15 protein-coding genes are annotated in these 15,154 nt (G+C 66.5%); 12 read left to right on the forward strand and 3 right to left on the reverse strand.

Annotated elements, in window-relative coordinates:
- The 3 genes from KBW98_RS08230 to KBW98_RS08240 all read left to right on the forward strand — a co-directional run.
- On the forward strand, positions 1-1,218 hold a 1,218-nt coding region (locus KBW98_RS08230), incomplete at its 5' end, for a tetratricopeptide repeat protein (RefSeq protein ID WP_211519641.1).
- A 214-nt stretch (positions 1,219-1,432) separates the two neighbouring features.
- The gene (locus KBW98_RS08235; protein WP_211519642.1) at positions 1,433-2,224 is read left to right on the forward strand and encodes a hypothetical protein; all 792 of its coding nucleotides are present in this window, start codon (positions 1,433-1,435) and stop codon (positions 2,222-2,224) included.
- 234 nt (positions 2,225-2,458) lie between these two features.
- Complete coding sequence (locus KBW98_RS08240) at positions 2,459-3,655, forward strand: acyltransferase family protein (RefSeq protein WP_211519643.1); 1,197 nt, start codon at positions 2,459-2,461, stop codon at positions 3,653-3,655.
- Positions 3,656-3,707: 52 nt separating this feature from the next.
- Here the strand turns inward: KBW98_RS08240 and KBW98_RS08245 are convergent, their stop codons facing one another.
- On the reverse strand, positions 3,708-4,103 hold the full coding sequence (locus tag KBW98_RS08245) for a GFA family protein (RefSeq protein ID WP_211519644.1): 396 nt from the start codon (positions 4,101-4,103) through the stop codon (positions 3,708-3,710).
- Positions 4,104-4,178: 75 nt separating this feature from the next.
- Complete coding sequence (locus KBW98_RS24060) at positions 4,179-5,939, reverse strand: histone H1-like repetitive region-containing protein (protein ID WP_211519645.1); 1,761 nt, start codon at positions 5,937-5,939, stop codon at positions 4,179-4,181.
- Between the two features lie 34 nt (positions 5,940-5,973).
- Between KBW98_RS24060 and KBW98_RS08255 the strand changes: the two genes are divergently transcribed.
- The 6 genes from KBW98_RS08255 to rlmD all read left to right on the forward strand — a co-directional run bounded on the left by KBW98_RS08255 (position 5,974) and on the right by rlmD (position 11,538).
- Positions 5,974-6,150 carry a hypothetical protein gene (locus KBW98_RS08255; RefSeq protein ID WP_211519646.1) on the forward strand — a complete coding sequence of 59 codons (177 nt, stop codon included), beginning with the start codon at positions 5,974-5,976 and terminating at the stop codon, positions 6,148-6,150.
- A gap of 103 nt (positions 6,151-6,253) precedes the next feature.
- On the forward strand, positions 6,254-6,991 hold the full coding sequence (gene surE / locus KBW98_RS08260) for a 5'/3'-nucleotidase SurE (protein ID WP_211519647.1): 738 nt from the start codon (positions 6,254-6,256) through the stop codon (positions 6,989-6,991).
- Positions 6,988-7,857: a protein-L-isoaspartate(D-aspartate) O-methyltransferase gene (locus KBW98_RS08265; RefSeq protein ID WP_211519648.1), complete on the forward strand. Its 870-nt coding sequence runs from the start codon at positions 6,988-6,990 to the stop codon at positions 7,855-7,857. The genes surE and KBW98_RS08265 overlap by 4 nt, the downstream gene beginning before the upstream one ends.
- 39 nt (positions 7,858-7,896) lie before the next feature.
- Complete coding sequence (locus KBW98_RS08270) at positions 7,897-8,778, forward strand: peptidoglycan DD-metalloendopeptidase family protein (protein WP_211519649.1); 882 nt, start codon at positions 7,897-7,899, stop codon at positions 8,776-8,778.
- A 7-nt stretch (positions 8,779-8,785) separates the two neighbouring features.
- Positions 8,786-9,802, forward strand: a complete 1,017-nt coding sequence (gene rpoS, locus KBW98_RS08275; protein ID WP_211519650.1) for an RNA polymerase sigma factor RpoS — start codon at positions 8,786-8,788, stop codon at positions 9,800-9,802.
- Positions 9,803-10,128: 326 nt separating this feature from the next.
- Entirely contained in the window at positions 10,129-11,538 is a 1,410-nt protein-coding gene (gene rlmD, locus KBW98_RS08280) for a 23S rRNA (uracil(1939)-C(5))-methyltransferase RlmD (RefSeq protein ID WP_229429056.1), read from the forward strand.
- Between the two features lie 213 nt (positions 11,539-11,751).
- Here the strand turns inward: rlmD and KBW98_RS08285 are convergent, their stop codons facing one another.
- Positions 11,752-12,444, reverse strand: a complete 693-nt coding sequence (locus KBW98_RS08285) for a Bax inhibitor-1/YccA family protein (protein WP_211519651.1) — start codon at positions 12,442-12,444, stop codon at positions 11,752-11,754.
- Between the two features lie 236 nt (positions 12,445-12,680).
- Between KBW98_RS08285 and ndk the strand changes: the two genes are divergently transcribed.
- The 3 genes from ndk (at position 12,681) to pilW (ending at position 15,148) form a co-directional block, all read left to right on the forward strand.
- Positions 12,681-13,094, forward strand: coding sequence for a nucleoside-diphosphate kinase (gene ndk / locus KBW98_RS08290; RefSeq protein ID WP_211519715.1), 414 nt, complete (start codon positions 12,681-12,683; stop codon positions 13,092-13,094).
- A gap of 84 nt (positions 13,095-13,178) precedes the next feature.
- Positions 13,179-14,348: a 23S rRNA (adenine(2503)-C(2))-methyltransferase RlmN gene (rlmN, locus tag KBW98_RS08295; RefSeq protein WP_211519652.1), complete on the forward strand. Its 1,170-nt coding sequence runs from the start codon at positions 13,179-13,181 to the stop codon at positions 14,346-14,348.
- Positions 14,348-15,148, forward strand: coding sequence for a type IV pilus biogenesis/stability protein PilW (gene pilW, locus KBW98_RS08300; protein WP_229429062.1), 801 nt, complete (start codon positions 14,348-14,350; stop codon positions 15,146-15,148). The genes rlmN and pilW overlap by 1 nt, the downstream gene beginning before the upstream one ends.
- Positions 15,149-15,154: the final 6 nt, after the last annotated feature.

Raw genomic sequence — 15,154 nt, forward strand, 5'->3', positions numbered from 1 at the left:
GGCGCCCTGTGCCGCCGCGAGGCCCGCTACGACGAGGCGCGCGCCTGCCTCGAGGAATGCCTGGCCCTGCGCGAGCGCGCCTTCGGCGAGGACCACGCATCCCTGCGCACCGCGCGCGCCGGTGTCGCCGAACTGCTGCTCGACACCGGCGTGCTGCACGAGGCGCGCCGCCAGTACGAGCTGCTGGTCCAGTCCTGCGCACGCAGTGTCGGCGCCGACGACCCCGAAACCCTGTCCGCGCGTTCGCGCCTGGCGCGCGTGCTGGCCGGCCTGGGCGAGGCCGAGCGCGCGCTGGCGCTGCACGAGCAGGTGGTGGCCGCCTGCGAGCGGGCGCTGGGAGACGAGCACCCGGCCACACTGGACAGCCTCGAAGACCTGGCCCTCAGCCTTGCGCAGCAGCACGAGGCCGGGCGCGCCCGCATCGTCTGCGAACGGGTGCTGGACGCGCGCCGCCGCCAGCTCGGCGCAGAGCACGAGGACACGCTGCGCTGCGGCCAGCGCCTGGCCCAGCTGCTCGGCGAGATGGGCGAACTCGGCAATGCCCGCCGCCTGCTGGAGGCCGTGCTGCGCGCCCGCGAGCGCCATGACGGCGCGGACGCCGCCGGCACCCTGGCCGCGCGCGAGGCGCTGGCCGAAATCCTGGCCGCCCAGGGCGACCTGGCGGCCGTACGCAGCATCCAGGAATCGCTGGCGCGCACGCGTGAGCGCCATCTGGGCGCCGGGCATCCGGAGACCCTCGACATGCAGCTGCGGCTGGCTTCGACCCTTGGCCAGCAGGGCGAGACCGAAGCGGCGCGGCGCCTGCGCGAACAGGTCGCCGAACTGCGCCGGCACCTGGAGCAGGCCGAAGGAGACGACCCGGCGGGCGCCAGGGACGACGGCCGGCACGGGCCGCAGCCCAGCCTGGCGCGGGAGAGGAAGGCCGGGGACGGCGCACCGGTCTCGGACAGCCTGGGTCACAAGCTGGCCCAGCTGCAGAACTTGATCGACAGCCGCAGTCCGCGCGAAGCGCGGCTGCTGGCGGACAGCTTGCGCCATGCCGTGCTGAAGCCCAGCGTGGCCGACCCGCTGCGCAGGCGCGGCGCGGCCATGATCAAGCAGGTCTACCTGCAGGATGGCGACAAGGATGCGCTGCTGTCCTTCACCCAGGACGAAGTCTCGTCGCTCGAGGGAGCGCTGATCGAAGCGGCGCGCGACCATCCCTTGCCCCTGCGCTGAGGGCGAACAGTCCCGCGGCGCGAGGGCGCCTGGACGCGCCATGCGGGTGGCAAGGCGGGTAATTGGTGAGCGGCTCGGCGCCCCGGTTGGCGCCTCGGTTGGCGACTCAGTTGGTGAGTGCTTTGGTGAGTGCTTCGGCGAATGAGTTGGCGAATGGGTTGGTGCGTAAATTGGTGAGTAAGCGAACTGGTGCGGATCGCTATACTGTCGCACCATGGACAACTCCTTCCCAGCCTGGCGCGGACCGGCCGCTCCCGGCCAGGACCGCCGCCTGGCCGGCGCCCTGGCCACGGTCCTGGTCCATGGGGTCCTGGTCCTGCTCTGGCAAATGACGCGCGTGCCGCCTCCGCAGCAGCAGGAAGAGACCAGCATTGCGGTCCAGTGGATCCACACGCAGGTTTCCGCGCCGCGCGCCCAGGCGGCAGGCTCCGTCCAGGTCGACGTTGCACGTGGCCGCCCGCGCGCCGGTGATGTACGCATGCGTTCGTGGCCGGCGCGAGAGCACTCCTCCCATCCTGGACCGGCTGCGGTTTCATCGGCCACTCCCGCTGCGGACCCTGGGGTCGCGTCCTCTTCGCAGCCGTCGGCTTCCGACCCAGCGCCCGCAGCGCCGGCGCCGGCTTCCCCGGTGACCGGATCGATCATGGACAACGCAAGGCGCAGCATCGGCAGCATCGACCGCGAGCTGCGCAAGCAAAACCGGCCTCTCATCGTCGCGCCGCCGGACAGCCCGCAGATCCGCCTGCGCAAAGGCATGGAACACGCGCATGCCATGGCGCCGCCGCGCCTGTGGGAAGCGCCCAAGGTCGAGGAACTGGTGAACAACACGGGCGACGGCGCGCGCCGCACACGCGTCATCACCGGCAACGGCACCTACTGCATCACCGAACGCGCGCCGACCACCAGCATCGACATGATCGAAAAGCACGGCAAGATCAGGCTCACCAATTGCCCCGAGCATGAGGAACCGGCCAAGCGGCAGGAGTGGCGCACGGCGCGCGACTAGGCCAGGCGAGGGCGAGGCGGAGCGCGGCGGGAGCGTGCGAGCCATATGCAAGCGCGCCGTGGAAACGCCCGGGCTGCCGGCATCGACCACGCAGGCCTACCTATCCCACATAAAGTGACGCAACTGCCTTGATGCCGGCAATATCGACGGCAACTAGTGCAGGCGCATCACTTAAAATCAAGAGCGGCCGGCAACACGGCCGCCTCCATCAAACAGGGACAAGAAAGCCGACACATGGACCAGCCTGGCCGCCTCCACGCATTCGACAACCTACGCGCCGTGATGATGTGGCTCGGCATCTTGCTGCACGTCGCCATCAACCACACCACCGGTCCGTCGCCGCTGCCGTGGCGCGACGCGCAGACCTCGCCCATCGCCGACCTGATCCTCATTTTCATCCACGCTTTCCGCATGCCGGTGTTCTTCATCCTGGCCGGCTTCTTCGTTGCCTTGCTCGTCGCGCGGCGCGGGCCGCGCGCGATGCTGAAGCACCGCATGCGACGCCTGGCGCTGCCTTTCGCCATCTTCTGGCCCGTGCTCATCGTCTGCACCACGGTGCTGATGCTCGTGTACGTGCATATCATGGCGCGCGGCACGGTGGGCATCGACATTACGCTGCTGGCGAAGAAAAGCGCCGGCGCCTCGCCATTCAACACGATGCACATGTGGTTCCTGTACTACCTGATCTGGTTCTGCGTCCTGACCGCATTGCTGGCGCCAGCTTGGGCCGCGCTGCCGGCGCGGGTGCACCGTGCAGTCGACGCGGCTTTCCGCGCACTCGCCACGCGCTGGTGGGGCGTGTTCTTCCTTACCATTCCGCTGGCGATCGTCGGCTCGTTCTACCGCGCCGGCGTGATGGCGTCGAGCGGCTCCTTCATCCCGCAGCTGCCGGAGATCGTGCACAACGGCCTGTTCTTCGTCGCCGGGCTGCTCGCACACCGGCACCAGGATGCGCTGTTCCCGCTTCTCGTGAAGACCTGCTGGCACAAGGCCATCGCCGGCCTGGCGGTCTTCGTCGCCGTCGTCTGCGCCTTCGTCGTCTTCACCAGCGATCCGACCCGCATTCCCCATATCGAAGCGGGCATCGCCTACTTGTATAACCTCACCAGCTGGCTGTGGAGTTTCGCCCTGATCGGCCTGTTCCTGCGCTATCTGCCAAGCCAGAACCGCGTGCTGCGCTATATCTCCGAGAGTTCATACTGGGTGTTCCTGGTGCACATGCTCGGCACGATCGGCTTTGGCGCCATGGTCTACAGCCTGCCGCTGGGCGTGATGTCCAAGATGCTGCTGAACGTCGCGGCGACGACCGCCGTGTGCCTGCTCACTTACCAGCTCCTGGTGCGCCACACCATCGTCGGGGTGCTGCTCAATGGAAGCCGCAAGCCGAAAGGCGCCCAGGTGGTGGCGCCGCTGACCGCCGGGAACGCGTGACCGGGCGCCAGGAGGGCGCGGCGCGCTCCGCGCCCGGCGTTCCCAAGGCGTTCTAGGGAAAATGCTCGGCCTCGGGAGGCGGCACCACCCAGCTGTGCATTCGCTCCTCGTAGACCGACACCGTCGGCGCGGGAAAGCCTGGATCGGCGAAGGCGCCGACCGGGATCGTCACGTAGGCTTCCAGCCCTTCAGCCGTGTAGTAGACGGTGGCGCCGCAGTGCGGGCAGAAGTGGAAGGTGGCACGCGAGCCTGAGCCGCCGACGCGCACGAAGGCCGTCGACTGGCCCGCAACCGTCACGTTCTCGCGCGGGAACCGGGCCTGCTCGGCGAAGGGGCCGCCGGTGCGGCGCTGGCAGGCCAGGCAGTGGCAGATCGAGATGCGCACAGGATCGCCCTCGACCCGTGCCGACAGCTGGCCGCAACTGCAAGAGGCAAGTCGGGTGGACATGGCCGCTCCAAAAGAAGGTGGACTGGTGCCGCCATCATACTGCTCCCGCATTGGCGCTGTCTTTGGATTCCGCCCTTATTCCAGACGGATCGCCATGTCGAAGATCCAGGTGCGGCGGATCTCGATCACATCGTACTGGCGCGCCAGCGCGGGCGGAAAGGCGCCATAAGGCGCCTGGCTGGCCACCACCTCGCGTATCAGCTTGTCGATGGCGGCCACGCCGCTGGATACCACGAAGGTGATTTTCTCGACCGAGCCGTCGGCGCGCACGGCGACCGTCACGACCGGGCGGGCATGCGCCTGTTTCACCGCGTCGCGCACCATGTCGAAGGTCATGTTCATTTCGATCTTGCGGCTCATGGCCGCCGCGTACTGGACCAGGTCGGCATTCGGGTCGGCGCGGCCGAACATCCAGCCGCGGCGCAGGCTGCTTGCCGCCGGCAGGGAAGGGCTGGCGGCGGGATTCGGCGCGGCCTTGCGCTGCGCGGCTTCCTCCGCCAGCTGCCTGCCGATCGCGCGCAGGCGCTCCTCGCGCTGCGCCTCCTGCTCGGCCTTCTCGCGCTGCGCCAGTTCCCGGCGTGCGCTTTCCTGCCGGGCAGCCTCCTGCTTCGCGGCTTCTTGCCGGGCAGCTTCTTGCCGGGCAGCTTCTTGTCGTGCAGCCTCTTGTCGTGCAGCTTCTTGTCGTGCAGCCTCTTGTCGTGCAGCTTCTTGTCGTGCAGCTTCTTGTCGTGCAGCTTCTTGTCTCGCGGCTTCGTTCCTCGCAGCTTCCTGCCTGGCGCTTTCCTGGCGCGCAGCCTCTTGCCGTGCCGCTTCCTGCCGGGCGATTTCCTGCCGTGCAGCTGCTTGCCGTGCAACTTCTTGTCTGGCAGCTTCCTGTTTCACCGCTTCCTGCCGGGCGAGTTCCGCCTTGGCGGCTTCTTGTCTCGCGGCTTCCTGGCGCACCGCTTCCTGCCTCGCGACGTCCCTGCGCGCGGCCTCCTGCCGGTCGGCTTCCTGTTGCGCCAGCCTGGCCTGCTCCTGCCGCAAGGCTTCCTGACGCGCCGCTTCCTGGCGGGCGGCCTCGGCCTGTGCCAGCTCCTGCCGTGCGCGTTCCTGGCCCTCCGCTTCCTTTCTCGCCGCTTCCAGTTGCGCCAGCCTTGCCTGCTCTTGCCGCACGGCTTCGGAACGCACGGCCTCCCGCTGCGCCGCCTCGTTCCGTTCGCGCTCCTGCCTCGCCATGTCCAGGCGCTCGCTTTCCTTGCGCGCCGATTCCGCCCGTTCCAGTTGCAGCCGCGCGGCCTCCTGCCGGGCCTGTTCTTCCCGCTGCGCCTCCAGGCGCCCGGCCTCCTGCAGCGCCGCCGCCTGCCTGGCCGCCAGTTCCGCTTGCCGCGAGCGTTCGTCGGCCTGTTCGGCTGTCCTGCGCTGGGTATCCTGTTCGGCGTGCCGCGGCGCAGGATCCACCGGGTCGTCAGCCGGTCCAGGAAGCGTGGCCGGCGCCGGAACTGCGACGAAGCTTCCTTCGGCGCGGGCGCTGCCCGATGGTGGGGTGGGCGCCGTCGCCACCGGAACGGCGGGACCTTGCTCCAGGGGCAAAGGTGCAGCGGGCAGGGCGGGCGGGGCGGCGGGCTTCGGCTCCGCCGCGGCCGGAGCCGCAACCGCAGGCCGCGCCTGCGTGAGCAGGATGCGCAAGGCGTCCGCCTCCAGGCGCCGTTCCTTCCACGGCAGCTGGAACCCCGGCAGGCCCATGCCGGCGCCGCCCAGGCTCAGGCTCAGCAGCAGGGCGTGCACCAGCAGGGACACCGACAGCGCAAGCGGCATGCGCCATGGACCGCGATAAGTGGCGATAGCAGTTGTCAAAACAGGAAATCCTTGCACAGGCGCGGAATGCGCCATGACGCGCCTCGACGCTGAAGATGTCATCGAGGCAACGATCCGCTCGATGCTAACACAAGCGCAAGGCCACGGCGGGTCGGTATTGGCAAAGAAAGAAGAGGGCGTTGCAAGCCGGGACGGTGTGTTGCAAAGCCTGCTAAAACCCTTGACGCGTGGTTCACGGAGCACGATGTAAATACGGCAAGAAATGTGTGAAATCGTGTCGGAAAGCATCTTAAAATGTGAAATTAAGGCCCGAAGCGAGCGACAAGAGCGTTGCTTCAGGTAAAATCCCGTACATGCGAATCCTTATCAGTAACGACGACGGCTACCTTGCGCCAGGCATCATTGCGCTGGCGGAAGCGCTCGCGCCGATCGCCGAGATCGTGGTCGTGGCCCCCGATAGCAACCGCTCGGGCGCGTCGAATTCCCTGACCCTGGACCGTCCCCTGTCGGTCCAGCGCGCTGGTAATGGTTTCTATTTCGTCAATGGCACGCCGACCGATTGCGTCCACATCGCACTGACGGCGATGCTCGATGCGCCGCCCGACCTGGTCGTTTCCGGCATCAACAATGGCCAGAACATGGGCGACGACACCTTGTATTCGGGCACCGTCGCCGCCGCCACCGAAGCCTTCCTGTTCGGCATTCCGGCAATCGCGTTTTCGCAGGTGAACCACGGCTGGGCCCACGTCGAATCCGCGGCCCGCGTGGCGCGCGACATCGTCGAGCGGCGCTTCGAGATGCTCACCTCGCCCTTCCTGCTGAACGTCAACATTCCGAACCTGCCCTACGAGGAACTCGGTCCGCTGACCCCGACCCGGCTCGGCCGCCGGCACCAGGCCGAGCCGGTCATCCGCGCCCAGGATCCGCGCGGACGCGACATCTACTGGATCGGCGCGCCTGGCGCTTGCCGCGATGCGGGCGAGGGCACCGACTTCCATGCCACGCAACAAGGCCGCGTGTCGATCACGCCGCTGCAGATCGACCTGACCCATCAATCCCAGCTGGAACTGCTGGCACAGGGAATCGCATGAAAGACCAGCGCAGCACCTTCCCGCTCCCGCTGTCGTCGGTGACCGGCACCACCCGCAAGCCGGGCACGCCGGCGCCGGTGGCCACACCACAGACCGCGACCCAGAACGCGGCGCGCACCGCGGCCCATGGCCAAGGCAGACCTGCGCCGCCGCCCGCGCCGGGTCCGTCGCCGCGTGCGCCGGGCTATGCCCAGGCCGCGCCGAGCGCGCCGGCGGCCCAGCGTTCCGAGCTGGCCGCCAGCGAGGCGGTGCGCCGCGCCATGGTGGCGCGGGTCGCGCGCCAGGGCGTGCTCGATCCCAAGGTGCTGGCCGCCATGGAAACGGTGCCGCGCCACCTGTTCATCGAACCGGCCCTGTCGGCCCAGGCGTACATCGATGCGTCGCTGCCGATCGGCCACAACCAGACGATCTCCCAGCCCTACATCGTCGCGCGCATGATCGAAGCGATGCGCGCCGGCGGACAGCTGGGACGTGTGCTCGAGATCGGCACCGGCTGCGGCTACCAGGCCGCGGTTTTGTCCTTCGTCGCGAAGGAGGTGTATTCCATCGAGCGCATCAAGCCCTTGCACGAGCTCGCGAAGACCAACTTGCGGCCCTTGCGTATTTCCAACCTTCGTCTGCAGTACGGCGATGGCATGCTGGGCATGCCCCAGGTGGCGCCTTTCGATGGCATCATCCTGGCGGCTGCCGGTCTCGAGGTGCCCCGCGCACTGCTCGAGCAGCTGGCCATCGGGGCGCACCTCGTCGCCCCTGTCGGCGGGCAGGTCCAGCACCTGCACCGCATCACCCGCACCGGCAAATCCGAGTGGACCAGCGAAACGCTGGAAGCCTGCCACTTCGTGCCGCTGCGCCCAGGCACCGTGTAACGGCGCCGCGCCGTCTGTCGACCAGAACCTAGAATGACAATGAAACAAGCACCTCGTTTAGCCCTTCTGACGATTGTCCTCGGCCTCGTGGCCGGTTGTACTTCCACCACCCGCCAGGCGCCGATCGTCGAGCGCACCCCGGCCACCCAGACCCGTCCGGCGCCGGCGCGCGCCGAGGAGCCGAAGGACGAGAAGGGCATGTACACCGTGCGCAAGGGCGATACCCTGCTGCGCATCGCCCTCGACCATGGCGAGAACTACCGCGACCTGGTCGCCTGGAACAACCTGCGCGATCCGGACGACATCAAGGTCGGCCAGGTGCTGCGCGTGGCGCAGCCGGAAGGCCAGAAGACCGCAGTGACCACCTCGCCGGTGCCGATGCCGCCGCCGGCCAGCCAGCCGCCGCGCAAGACTGCGCCGCGCGCCGACAAGAAGCCGTACAGTGAGACCACGGTCGCCGAGGCGCAGAAAGACCAGGCGCCGCGCGTGGAACCGGCGCCGCAGCCGGCCCCGGCCGTGCCTGCGGGCACCCCCGCCGGCGCCAGCGGCGACGAGAGACTGAGCTGGATGTGGCCGTCCGAGGGCCGCATCATTGCCACTTTCGACGAAGGCCGCAACAAGGGCATCGACATCGCCGGCCGCATGGGCCAGCAGGTGGTCGCCGCCGGCGCGGGCAAGGTAATGTATGCTGGCAGCGGCATCCGGGGTTATGGTAACCTCGTGATCGTCAAGCACAGCAACAGCCTGTTGTCGGCCTACGCCCACAACCGCAAGATCGTCGTCAAGGAAGGCGACAACGTGGCCAAGGGACAGGTAATCGCCGAAATGGGCGATTCCGACGCGGAACTGGTCAAGTTGCATTTCGAGATCCGCCAGCAGGGCAAACCCGTCGATCCTTCGAGGTTCTTGCCCGGCCGATAGGAAGGGTATGACGCAATCGCCGCACTCGCCAGACCAGGATGTTACGGACGAGTTTCCGGACGAACCGGAAAGCGAGGGCGCGCTTGCGGCTGACGGCAACAGCGCCGAGGGCATGCTCCCCGGCGCGCCCGAGATCGAATCCGCAGTGGACACGGTCGACGAGCTGCGCAAGGTCTTGCAGGCCGAGCTCGCGACCGACACCACCCAGCACTACCTCAACCAGATCGGCGCGCGGCCGCTGCTGACGCCGAGCGAGGAAACCCACACAGCTACCCTCGCCAAGGCCGGCGACTTCGCCGCGCGCCAGAAGATGATCGAGCACAACCTGCGCCTGGTCGTCTCGATCGCCAAGCACTACATCAACCGCGGCGTGGTGCTGCTCGACCTCATCGAGGAGGGCAACATCGGCCTCATGCGCGCCATCGACAAGTTCGAGCCCGAGCGCGGTTTCCGTTTCTCGACCTACGCCACCTGGTGGATCCGCCAAAGCATCGAGCGCGCCATCATGAACCAGGCGCGCACCGTGCGCCTGCCGGTGCACATGGTGCGCGAGCTGAACCAGGTGCTGCGCGCCAAGTACCACCTCGAGGCACAAAAGCACGACGGCAAGGACGCCTCGGCCGAGGACATCGCCAGCCTGGTCGGGCGGCCGGTGGAGGAGGTGCAGGACATCCTGACCCTGTCCGAGCACGCGGCCTCGCTCGATGCGCCGCTGGACAACGATCCCCAATCGAGCCTGATGGACATGCTGCCCGACGAAGCCGAGGACAGCCCGGACCTGCGCGCCGAGCAGCACGAGATGACGGTGCTGGTGCGCGACTGGCTGGCCCGGCTGCCGGACAAGCAGCGCCTGGTGGTGACGCGGCGCTTCGGGCTGGACAACGACGACCCGGCCACGCTCGAGACCCTGGCGGAGGAGATGGGGGTGACGCGCGAGCGGGTGAGGCAGATCCAGCAGGAGGCGCTGGTCAAGCTCAAGCGGGCGATGGCGGCGCGGGGGGTGTTGAGGGATTCGTTGTTGTAGCGTCGTTTGAGCTGGTGGTATGCATGCAAACTTAGGGGAATAATGTCAGTGGCATTGTTCCGGCCTTCGCCGGAACGACGGCTCATGCGATAGGGCTAAAGCAAGCAGTACCTCCTGCTCAAAGACCGTCATTCCCGCGAAGGCGGGAACCCAAGTTCTGCACCGTCCGAACAGCCGCACAGCCCGTCACATGGCATAGCAATAACCCCCCCGGTAGCGCCCACCCCAATTCCTTGCTATGATGCCCGCCGGGCCGTTTTCGGCCATTTTTTGTTTGTGACTCCTTGCGCAGCCTGTCCTGCGCCCCTTCCCATTTCGCTTTCATCATGCAAGAAACTTTCATCGACATCAAAGCCCTTGACGGCGACGCGCGCGGCGTCGGTCACCTGGAAAACGAGGACGGCACGCCGGGCAAGGTGATCTTCGTCGAAGGCGCGCTGCCGGGCGAGCGTGTCAGCTTCGAGACCCTGCGCAAGAAAAAGAACTGGGAATCCGGCCGCCTGGTCACCCTGCAGCGCGCCTCGTCGATGCGCGTGGAGCCCAAGTGCCAGCACTTCGGCTACTGCGGCGGCTGCTCGATGCAGCACCTGGAGCCGTCGGCCCAGGTCGCCATGAAGCAGCGCGTCCTCGAGGACAACCTGTGGCACCTCGGAAAAGTGAAGGCCGAGACCATCATGCGCCCGATGTACGGCCCGACTTGGGACTACCGCTACCGCGCGCGCCTGTCGGTGCGCTACGTGGCCAAGAAGGGTGGGGTGCTGGTCGGCTTCCACGAGCGCAGCTCGTCCTACGTGGCCGACATCACCACCTGCGAGATCCTGCCGGACCACGTCGCCAGGATGCTGGTGCCGCTGCGCGAGCTGGTCGGCGCGCTCTCGATCTACAACCAGATGCCGCAGATCGAGGTGGCGATCGGCGAAGAGACCACGGTGCTGGTGCTGCGCATCATGGCGCCGCTGACCCCGGCCGACGAGACCCTGGTGAAGGCCTTCGCCGACCAGTGGAACATCCAGTGGTGGCTGCAGCCGAAAGGCCCGGACACCGCTTATCCCTACTACCCGGAAGGCAAGGAGCTGTACTACACGCTGCCCGAGTTCGGCATCCGGATGCCGTTCAAGCCGACCGACTTCACCCAGGTGAACCACCACATCAACCGGGTGCTGGTGTCGAAGGCGCTGCGCCTGCTGGACGTGCAGCCGGACGAGCGCGTGGCCGACCTGTTCTGCGGCCTGGGCAACTTCACCCTGCCGCTGGCCACCAAGGCGCGCGAAGTCGTGGGCATCGAGGGCAGCACTGCGCTGACCACGCGCGCCCTGGACAACGCCAAGGCCAACGGCGTGGCGGAGAAGACCACCTTCTACACCCGCAACCTGTTCGAAGTCACCAAGGACGACCTGGTCGCCCTGGGCAAGTTCGACCGCATGCTGATCGACCCGCCGCGCGACGGCGCCATGGCCCTGTCGCTGGCGCTGGCCGACCTGCGCGAGACCCACGAGCACCTGATGCCGCAGCGGATCGTCTACGTGTCCTGCAGCCCGTCGACCCTGGCGCGCGACGCGGGCATCCTGGTGCACAAGGCGGGCTATGTGATGAAGAAGGCGGGCGTGGTGAACATGTTCCCGCATACCTCGCACGTGGAGTCGGTGGGGGTGTTCGAGCTGGGGCCGAAGCCGGTGTCGGGGGCGGATTTCGATGCGGGTGCTGTCGTCGTCGCGGAACAGGGTGGCGAGCAGTAAGCGTCTCGACTGTTCGTGAAACTTGGGCCCCCGCCTTCGCGGGGGTGACGGCCTTGAAGGCGATGGCTGCGTTTGAAGTTGTCAATAACGCTTGATCCCTCATCCCCGCGAAGGCGGGGACCCAAGTTGGTCGCACATTGTTAGCTCACCCGTGCACCACGCACCCATAAAAAAACCGGCCCTCAGGCCGGTTTTTTATCATACCCACAACAATCAGTCATCCCCGCCCACGATGCCCAGCAGGCGCAGCAGGCTGGTGAAGATGTTGTACACGTCCAGGTAGATCGCCAGGGTCGCGGTGATGTAGTTGGTCTCGCCGCCGTTGACGATGCGCTGCACGTCGAACAGGATGAAGGCCGAGAAGATGGCGATCGCCAGCACCGAGATCACGATGGTCAGCGCCGGGATGTGCAGGAAGATGTTGGCCACGGCCGCCAGGATCAGGACGACCACGCCGGCCATCAGCCAGCTGCCCATGCCCGAGAAATCGCGCTCGCTGGTGGTGGCGATGCTGGCCATTACCGCGAACACGCAGGCGGTGCCGCCGAAGGCGGTCATGATCAGGCTGCCGCCATTGGAATAGCCCAGGGTGTGGCGCAGGAGCGGGGTCAGCATCAGGCCCATGAAGAAGGTGAAGCCGAGCAGGAAGGCCACGCCGGCCGCCGAGTTCTTGGTCTTCTCGATGGCGAACATGAAGCCGAAGGCGATCGCCATGAAGACGATGAAGCCCATGAAGCCGCTGAACATCGGCAGCTGCAGGGACACGCCGACATAGGCGCCCAGGACGGTCGGGATCATCGACAGCGCGAGCAGCCAGTACGTGTTGCGCAACACCTTGTTGCGCGTTGCTACCTGGCCACCCTTGGTCAGGTCGACGGTACGATGCTGTTGCGTACTAGGGAACATAATGCCTCCGGTTGGATAAAAGGTACGTCACGCTCAGTCTACTCGAGCCGGCTTAATCTGGCCTGAAAGGGGCGGGGTGGAGCGCGACGGTTTTTCGCCGTCACTGTAACACTCCGCTTGCCTTGGCCGCAATAGCCTCTATATGGGGGATATATGGTAAAATTAAAGGTTGATTGAGTTCCAAAGTTCTAACGAATTTCTCGATTCTAACCTTTCTTTTTATTGGAGTTTTTACAATGGCAATCGAACGCACCCTGTCCATCATCAAGCCTGACGCAGTTGCAAAAAACGTGATCGGCCAAATCTACACCCGCTTCGAAAACGCTGGCCTGAAGATCGTTGCAGCGCGCATGACCCAGCTGACCCGCGAGCAGGCTGAAGGTTTCTACGCCGCTCACAAAGAGCGCGGCTTCTTCAACGACCTGGTCAGCTTCATGGTCTCGGGCCCGGTCATGATCCAGGTTCTGGAAGGCGAAAACGCCGTCCTGGCGCACCGCGACCTGATGGGCGCGACCGATCCGAAGAAAGCTGAAAAAGGCACCATCCGCGCCGATTTCGCCGATTCGATCGACGCCAACGCGGTGCACGGTTCGGACGCTGTCGAAGCTGCAAAAGTCGAAATCGCTTACTTCTTCCCAGAGCTGAAGTAATCGGTTTCAAGCAATAAGAACCGCTCGCCCGATGCCTCGGGCCCGGCGAGCGGGGAATGCATCATTTTTTAGGTATTGAACATCATGACGACTCTCACCAATCTGCTGGACTTCGATCCCGCGCAACTCGTGGCTTACTGCGCCGAGCTGGGTGAGAAGCCGTTCCGCGCCAAGCAGCTGCAGCGCTGGATCCACCAGTTCGGCGCATCGGACTTCGACAGCATGACCGACCTGGCCAAGTCGCTGCGCGAAAAGCTCAAGACCCGCGCCGAAGTGCGCGCCCCCGGCATCATCAGCGACCACACCTCCAGCGACGGCACCCGCAAGTGGCTGGTCGACGTCGGCAACGGCAACGCGGTCGAGACCGTGTTCATCCCGGAAGAGAACCGCGGCACCCTGTGCATCTCGACCCAGGCCGGCTGCGCCGTCAACTGCCGTTTCTGCTCCACCGGCAAGCAGGGCTTCAACCGCAACCTCACCGTGGCCGAGATCATCGGCCAGCTGTGGATGGCCGAGTTCGAGCTGCGCCGTACCAAGGGCATCGAGCCCGGTCCCAAGGGCGAGCGCCAGATCACCAACGTGGTGATGATGGGCATGGGCGAGCCGCTGCTGAACTACGAGCCAACCGTCACCGCGCTCAAGATGATGCTTGACGATAACGCCTACGGCCTGTCGCGCCGCCGCGTGACCCTGTCGACCTCGGGTGTGGTGCCGAACATCGACAAGCTGTCCCAGGACGTGCCGGTGGCCCTGGCCGTGTCGCTGCACGCGTCGAACGACGCCCTGCGCGACGCGCTGGTGCCGCTGAACAAGAAATACCCGCTGCGCGAGCTGCTGGCCTCGTGCAAGCGCTACCTGGAGTTCGCCCCGCGCGACTTCATCACCTTCGAATACTGCATGCTCGACGGCTACAACGACAGCGACGAGCATGCGCGCGAACTGATCGCGCTGGTCAACGACCCGGTGGTGGGCGTGAACTGCAAGTTCAACCTGATTCCCTTCAATCCCTTCCCGGAATCCGGCCTGACCCGCTCCAAGAACCCGCGCATCAAGGCCTTCGCCCAGGTGCTGATGGACGCCGGCATCGTGACCACCGTGCGCAAGACGCGCGGCGACGACATCGACGCCGCCTGCGGCCAGCTGGCCGGCGAGGTGCAGGACCGCACCCGCGTCGCCGAGCGCATGGAAAAGATGGCCGAATACCAGAAGAAATTCGGCGCCGACTTCGGGCGCATCGTGGAGATTCCTTCTTGATGCGCGCCGCCGGCCGCGTCGCCGCCGCCTTGCTCCTCACGCTGCTGGCCGCCTGCGCCGGCCCGGGCGGCGCGTCCGCCGGCGGCGAACTCAAGACCGCGTCCGACGTGACGGCGGTCGAGAAGCGCGCGCAGATCCGCGTGCAGCTTGCGGTCGGCTACTACCAGGAAGGCAAGTACGACATCGCCCTCGACGAGGTCAAGCAGGCGATCGCCGTCTATCCCGAGTACGCCGAAGCCTACGGCCTGCGCGCCTTGATCTATACCGAGATGGGCCAGCTGGCCCTGGCCGACGAGAACTACCAGCACGCCCTGCGCATCGCGCCCGGCAATCCGGCCCTGTCGAACAACTACGGCTCCTTCCTGTGCCAGTCGCTGAACAAGCCGGCCGAGGCGATGCGCCATTTCGATACCGCCCTCAAGAACCCGGCCTACGCCACGCCGGTGCGCGCCCTGGTGAACGCGGGCGTGTGCAGCATCAAGAACCGCAATATCGACGCGGCCGAGCGCTACCTGCTCGACGCCTTGCGTCTGAATCCCGATCTGCAGGCCACGAATGCCGGCCTGGCGCGGGTCTACTTCGAGCGGCGCGACTACCAGCGCGCCGGTTTTTTCATTAACCGCCTGATCGATACCGCGAAACTCGACACGCTGCCGGCCGATACCCTGTGGCTGGCGATGCGGGTACAGCGCAAGCTGGGCGACCGGACCCACGAAGCCAGCCTGGCCGCGCAGCTGCGCAAGCGCTTCCCGGGTTCGCCGGAGTACGCCGCGTTCGAGCGCGGGGCCTTTGATGAGTGAGACACA

Source organism: Massilia sp. ST3 (assembly GCF_018119405.1).
In the GTDB taxonomy this organism is placed as follows: domain Bacteria; phylum Pseudomonadota; class Gammaproteobacteria; order Burkholderiales; family Burkholderiaceae_D; genus Telluria.

Excerpts from the sequence above, each read along its gene's own strand:
- KBW98_RS08235 (WP_211519642.1), top strand. The coding sequence starts at position 1,433 with ATGGACAACTCCTTCCCAGCCTGGCGCGGACCGGCCGCTCCCGGCCAG.
- KBW98_RS08240 (WP_211519643.1), top strand. The coding sequence starts at position 2,459 with ATGGACCAGCCTGGCCGCCTCCACGCATTCGACAACCTACGCGCCGTG.
- KBW98_RS08245 (WP_211519644.1), bottom strand. The coding sequence starts at position 4,103 with ATGTCCACCCGACTTGCCTCTTGCAGTTGCGGCCAGCTGTCGGCACGG.
- KBW98_RS08255 (WP_211519646.1), top strand. The coding sequence starts at position 5,974 with ATGACGCGCCTCGACGCTGAAGATGTCATCGAGGCAACGATCCGCTCG.
- surE (WP_211519647.1), top strand. The coding sequence starts at position 6,254 with ATGCGAATCCTTATCAGTAACGACGACGGCTACCTTGCGCCAGGCATC.
- KBW98_RS08265 (WP_211519648.1), top strand. The coding sequence starts at position 6,988 with ATGAAAGACCAGCGCAGCACCTTCCCGCTCCCGCTGTCGTCGGTGACC.
- KBW98_RS08270 (WP_211519649.1), top strand. The coding sequence starts at position 7,897 with ATGAAACAAGCACCTCGTTTAGCCCTTCTGACGATTGTCCTCGGCCTC.
- rpoS (WP_211519650.1), top strand. The coding sequence starts at position 8,786 with ATGACGCAATCGCCGCACTCGCCAGACCAGGATGTTACGGACGAGTTT.
- rlmD (WP_229429056.1), top strand. The coding sequence starts at position 10,129 with ATGCAAGAAACTTTCATCGACATCAAAGCCCTTGACGGCGACGCGCGC.
- KBW98_RS08285 (WP_211519651.1), bottom strand. The coding sequence starts at position 12,444 with ATGTTCCCTAGTACGCAACAGCATCGTACCGTCGACCTGACCAAGGGT.
- ndk (WP_211519715.1), top strand. The coding sequence starts at position 12,681 with ATGGCAATCGAACGCACCCTGTCCATCATCAAGCCTGACGCAGTTGCA.
- rlmN (WP_211519652.1), top strand. The coding sequence starts at position 13,179 with ATGACGACTCTCACCAATCTGCTGGACTTCGATCCCGCGCAACTCGTG.
- pilW (WP_229429062.1), top strand. The coding sequence starts at position 14,348 with ATGCGCGCCGCCGGCCGCGTCGCCGCCGCCTTGCTCCTCACGCTGCTG.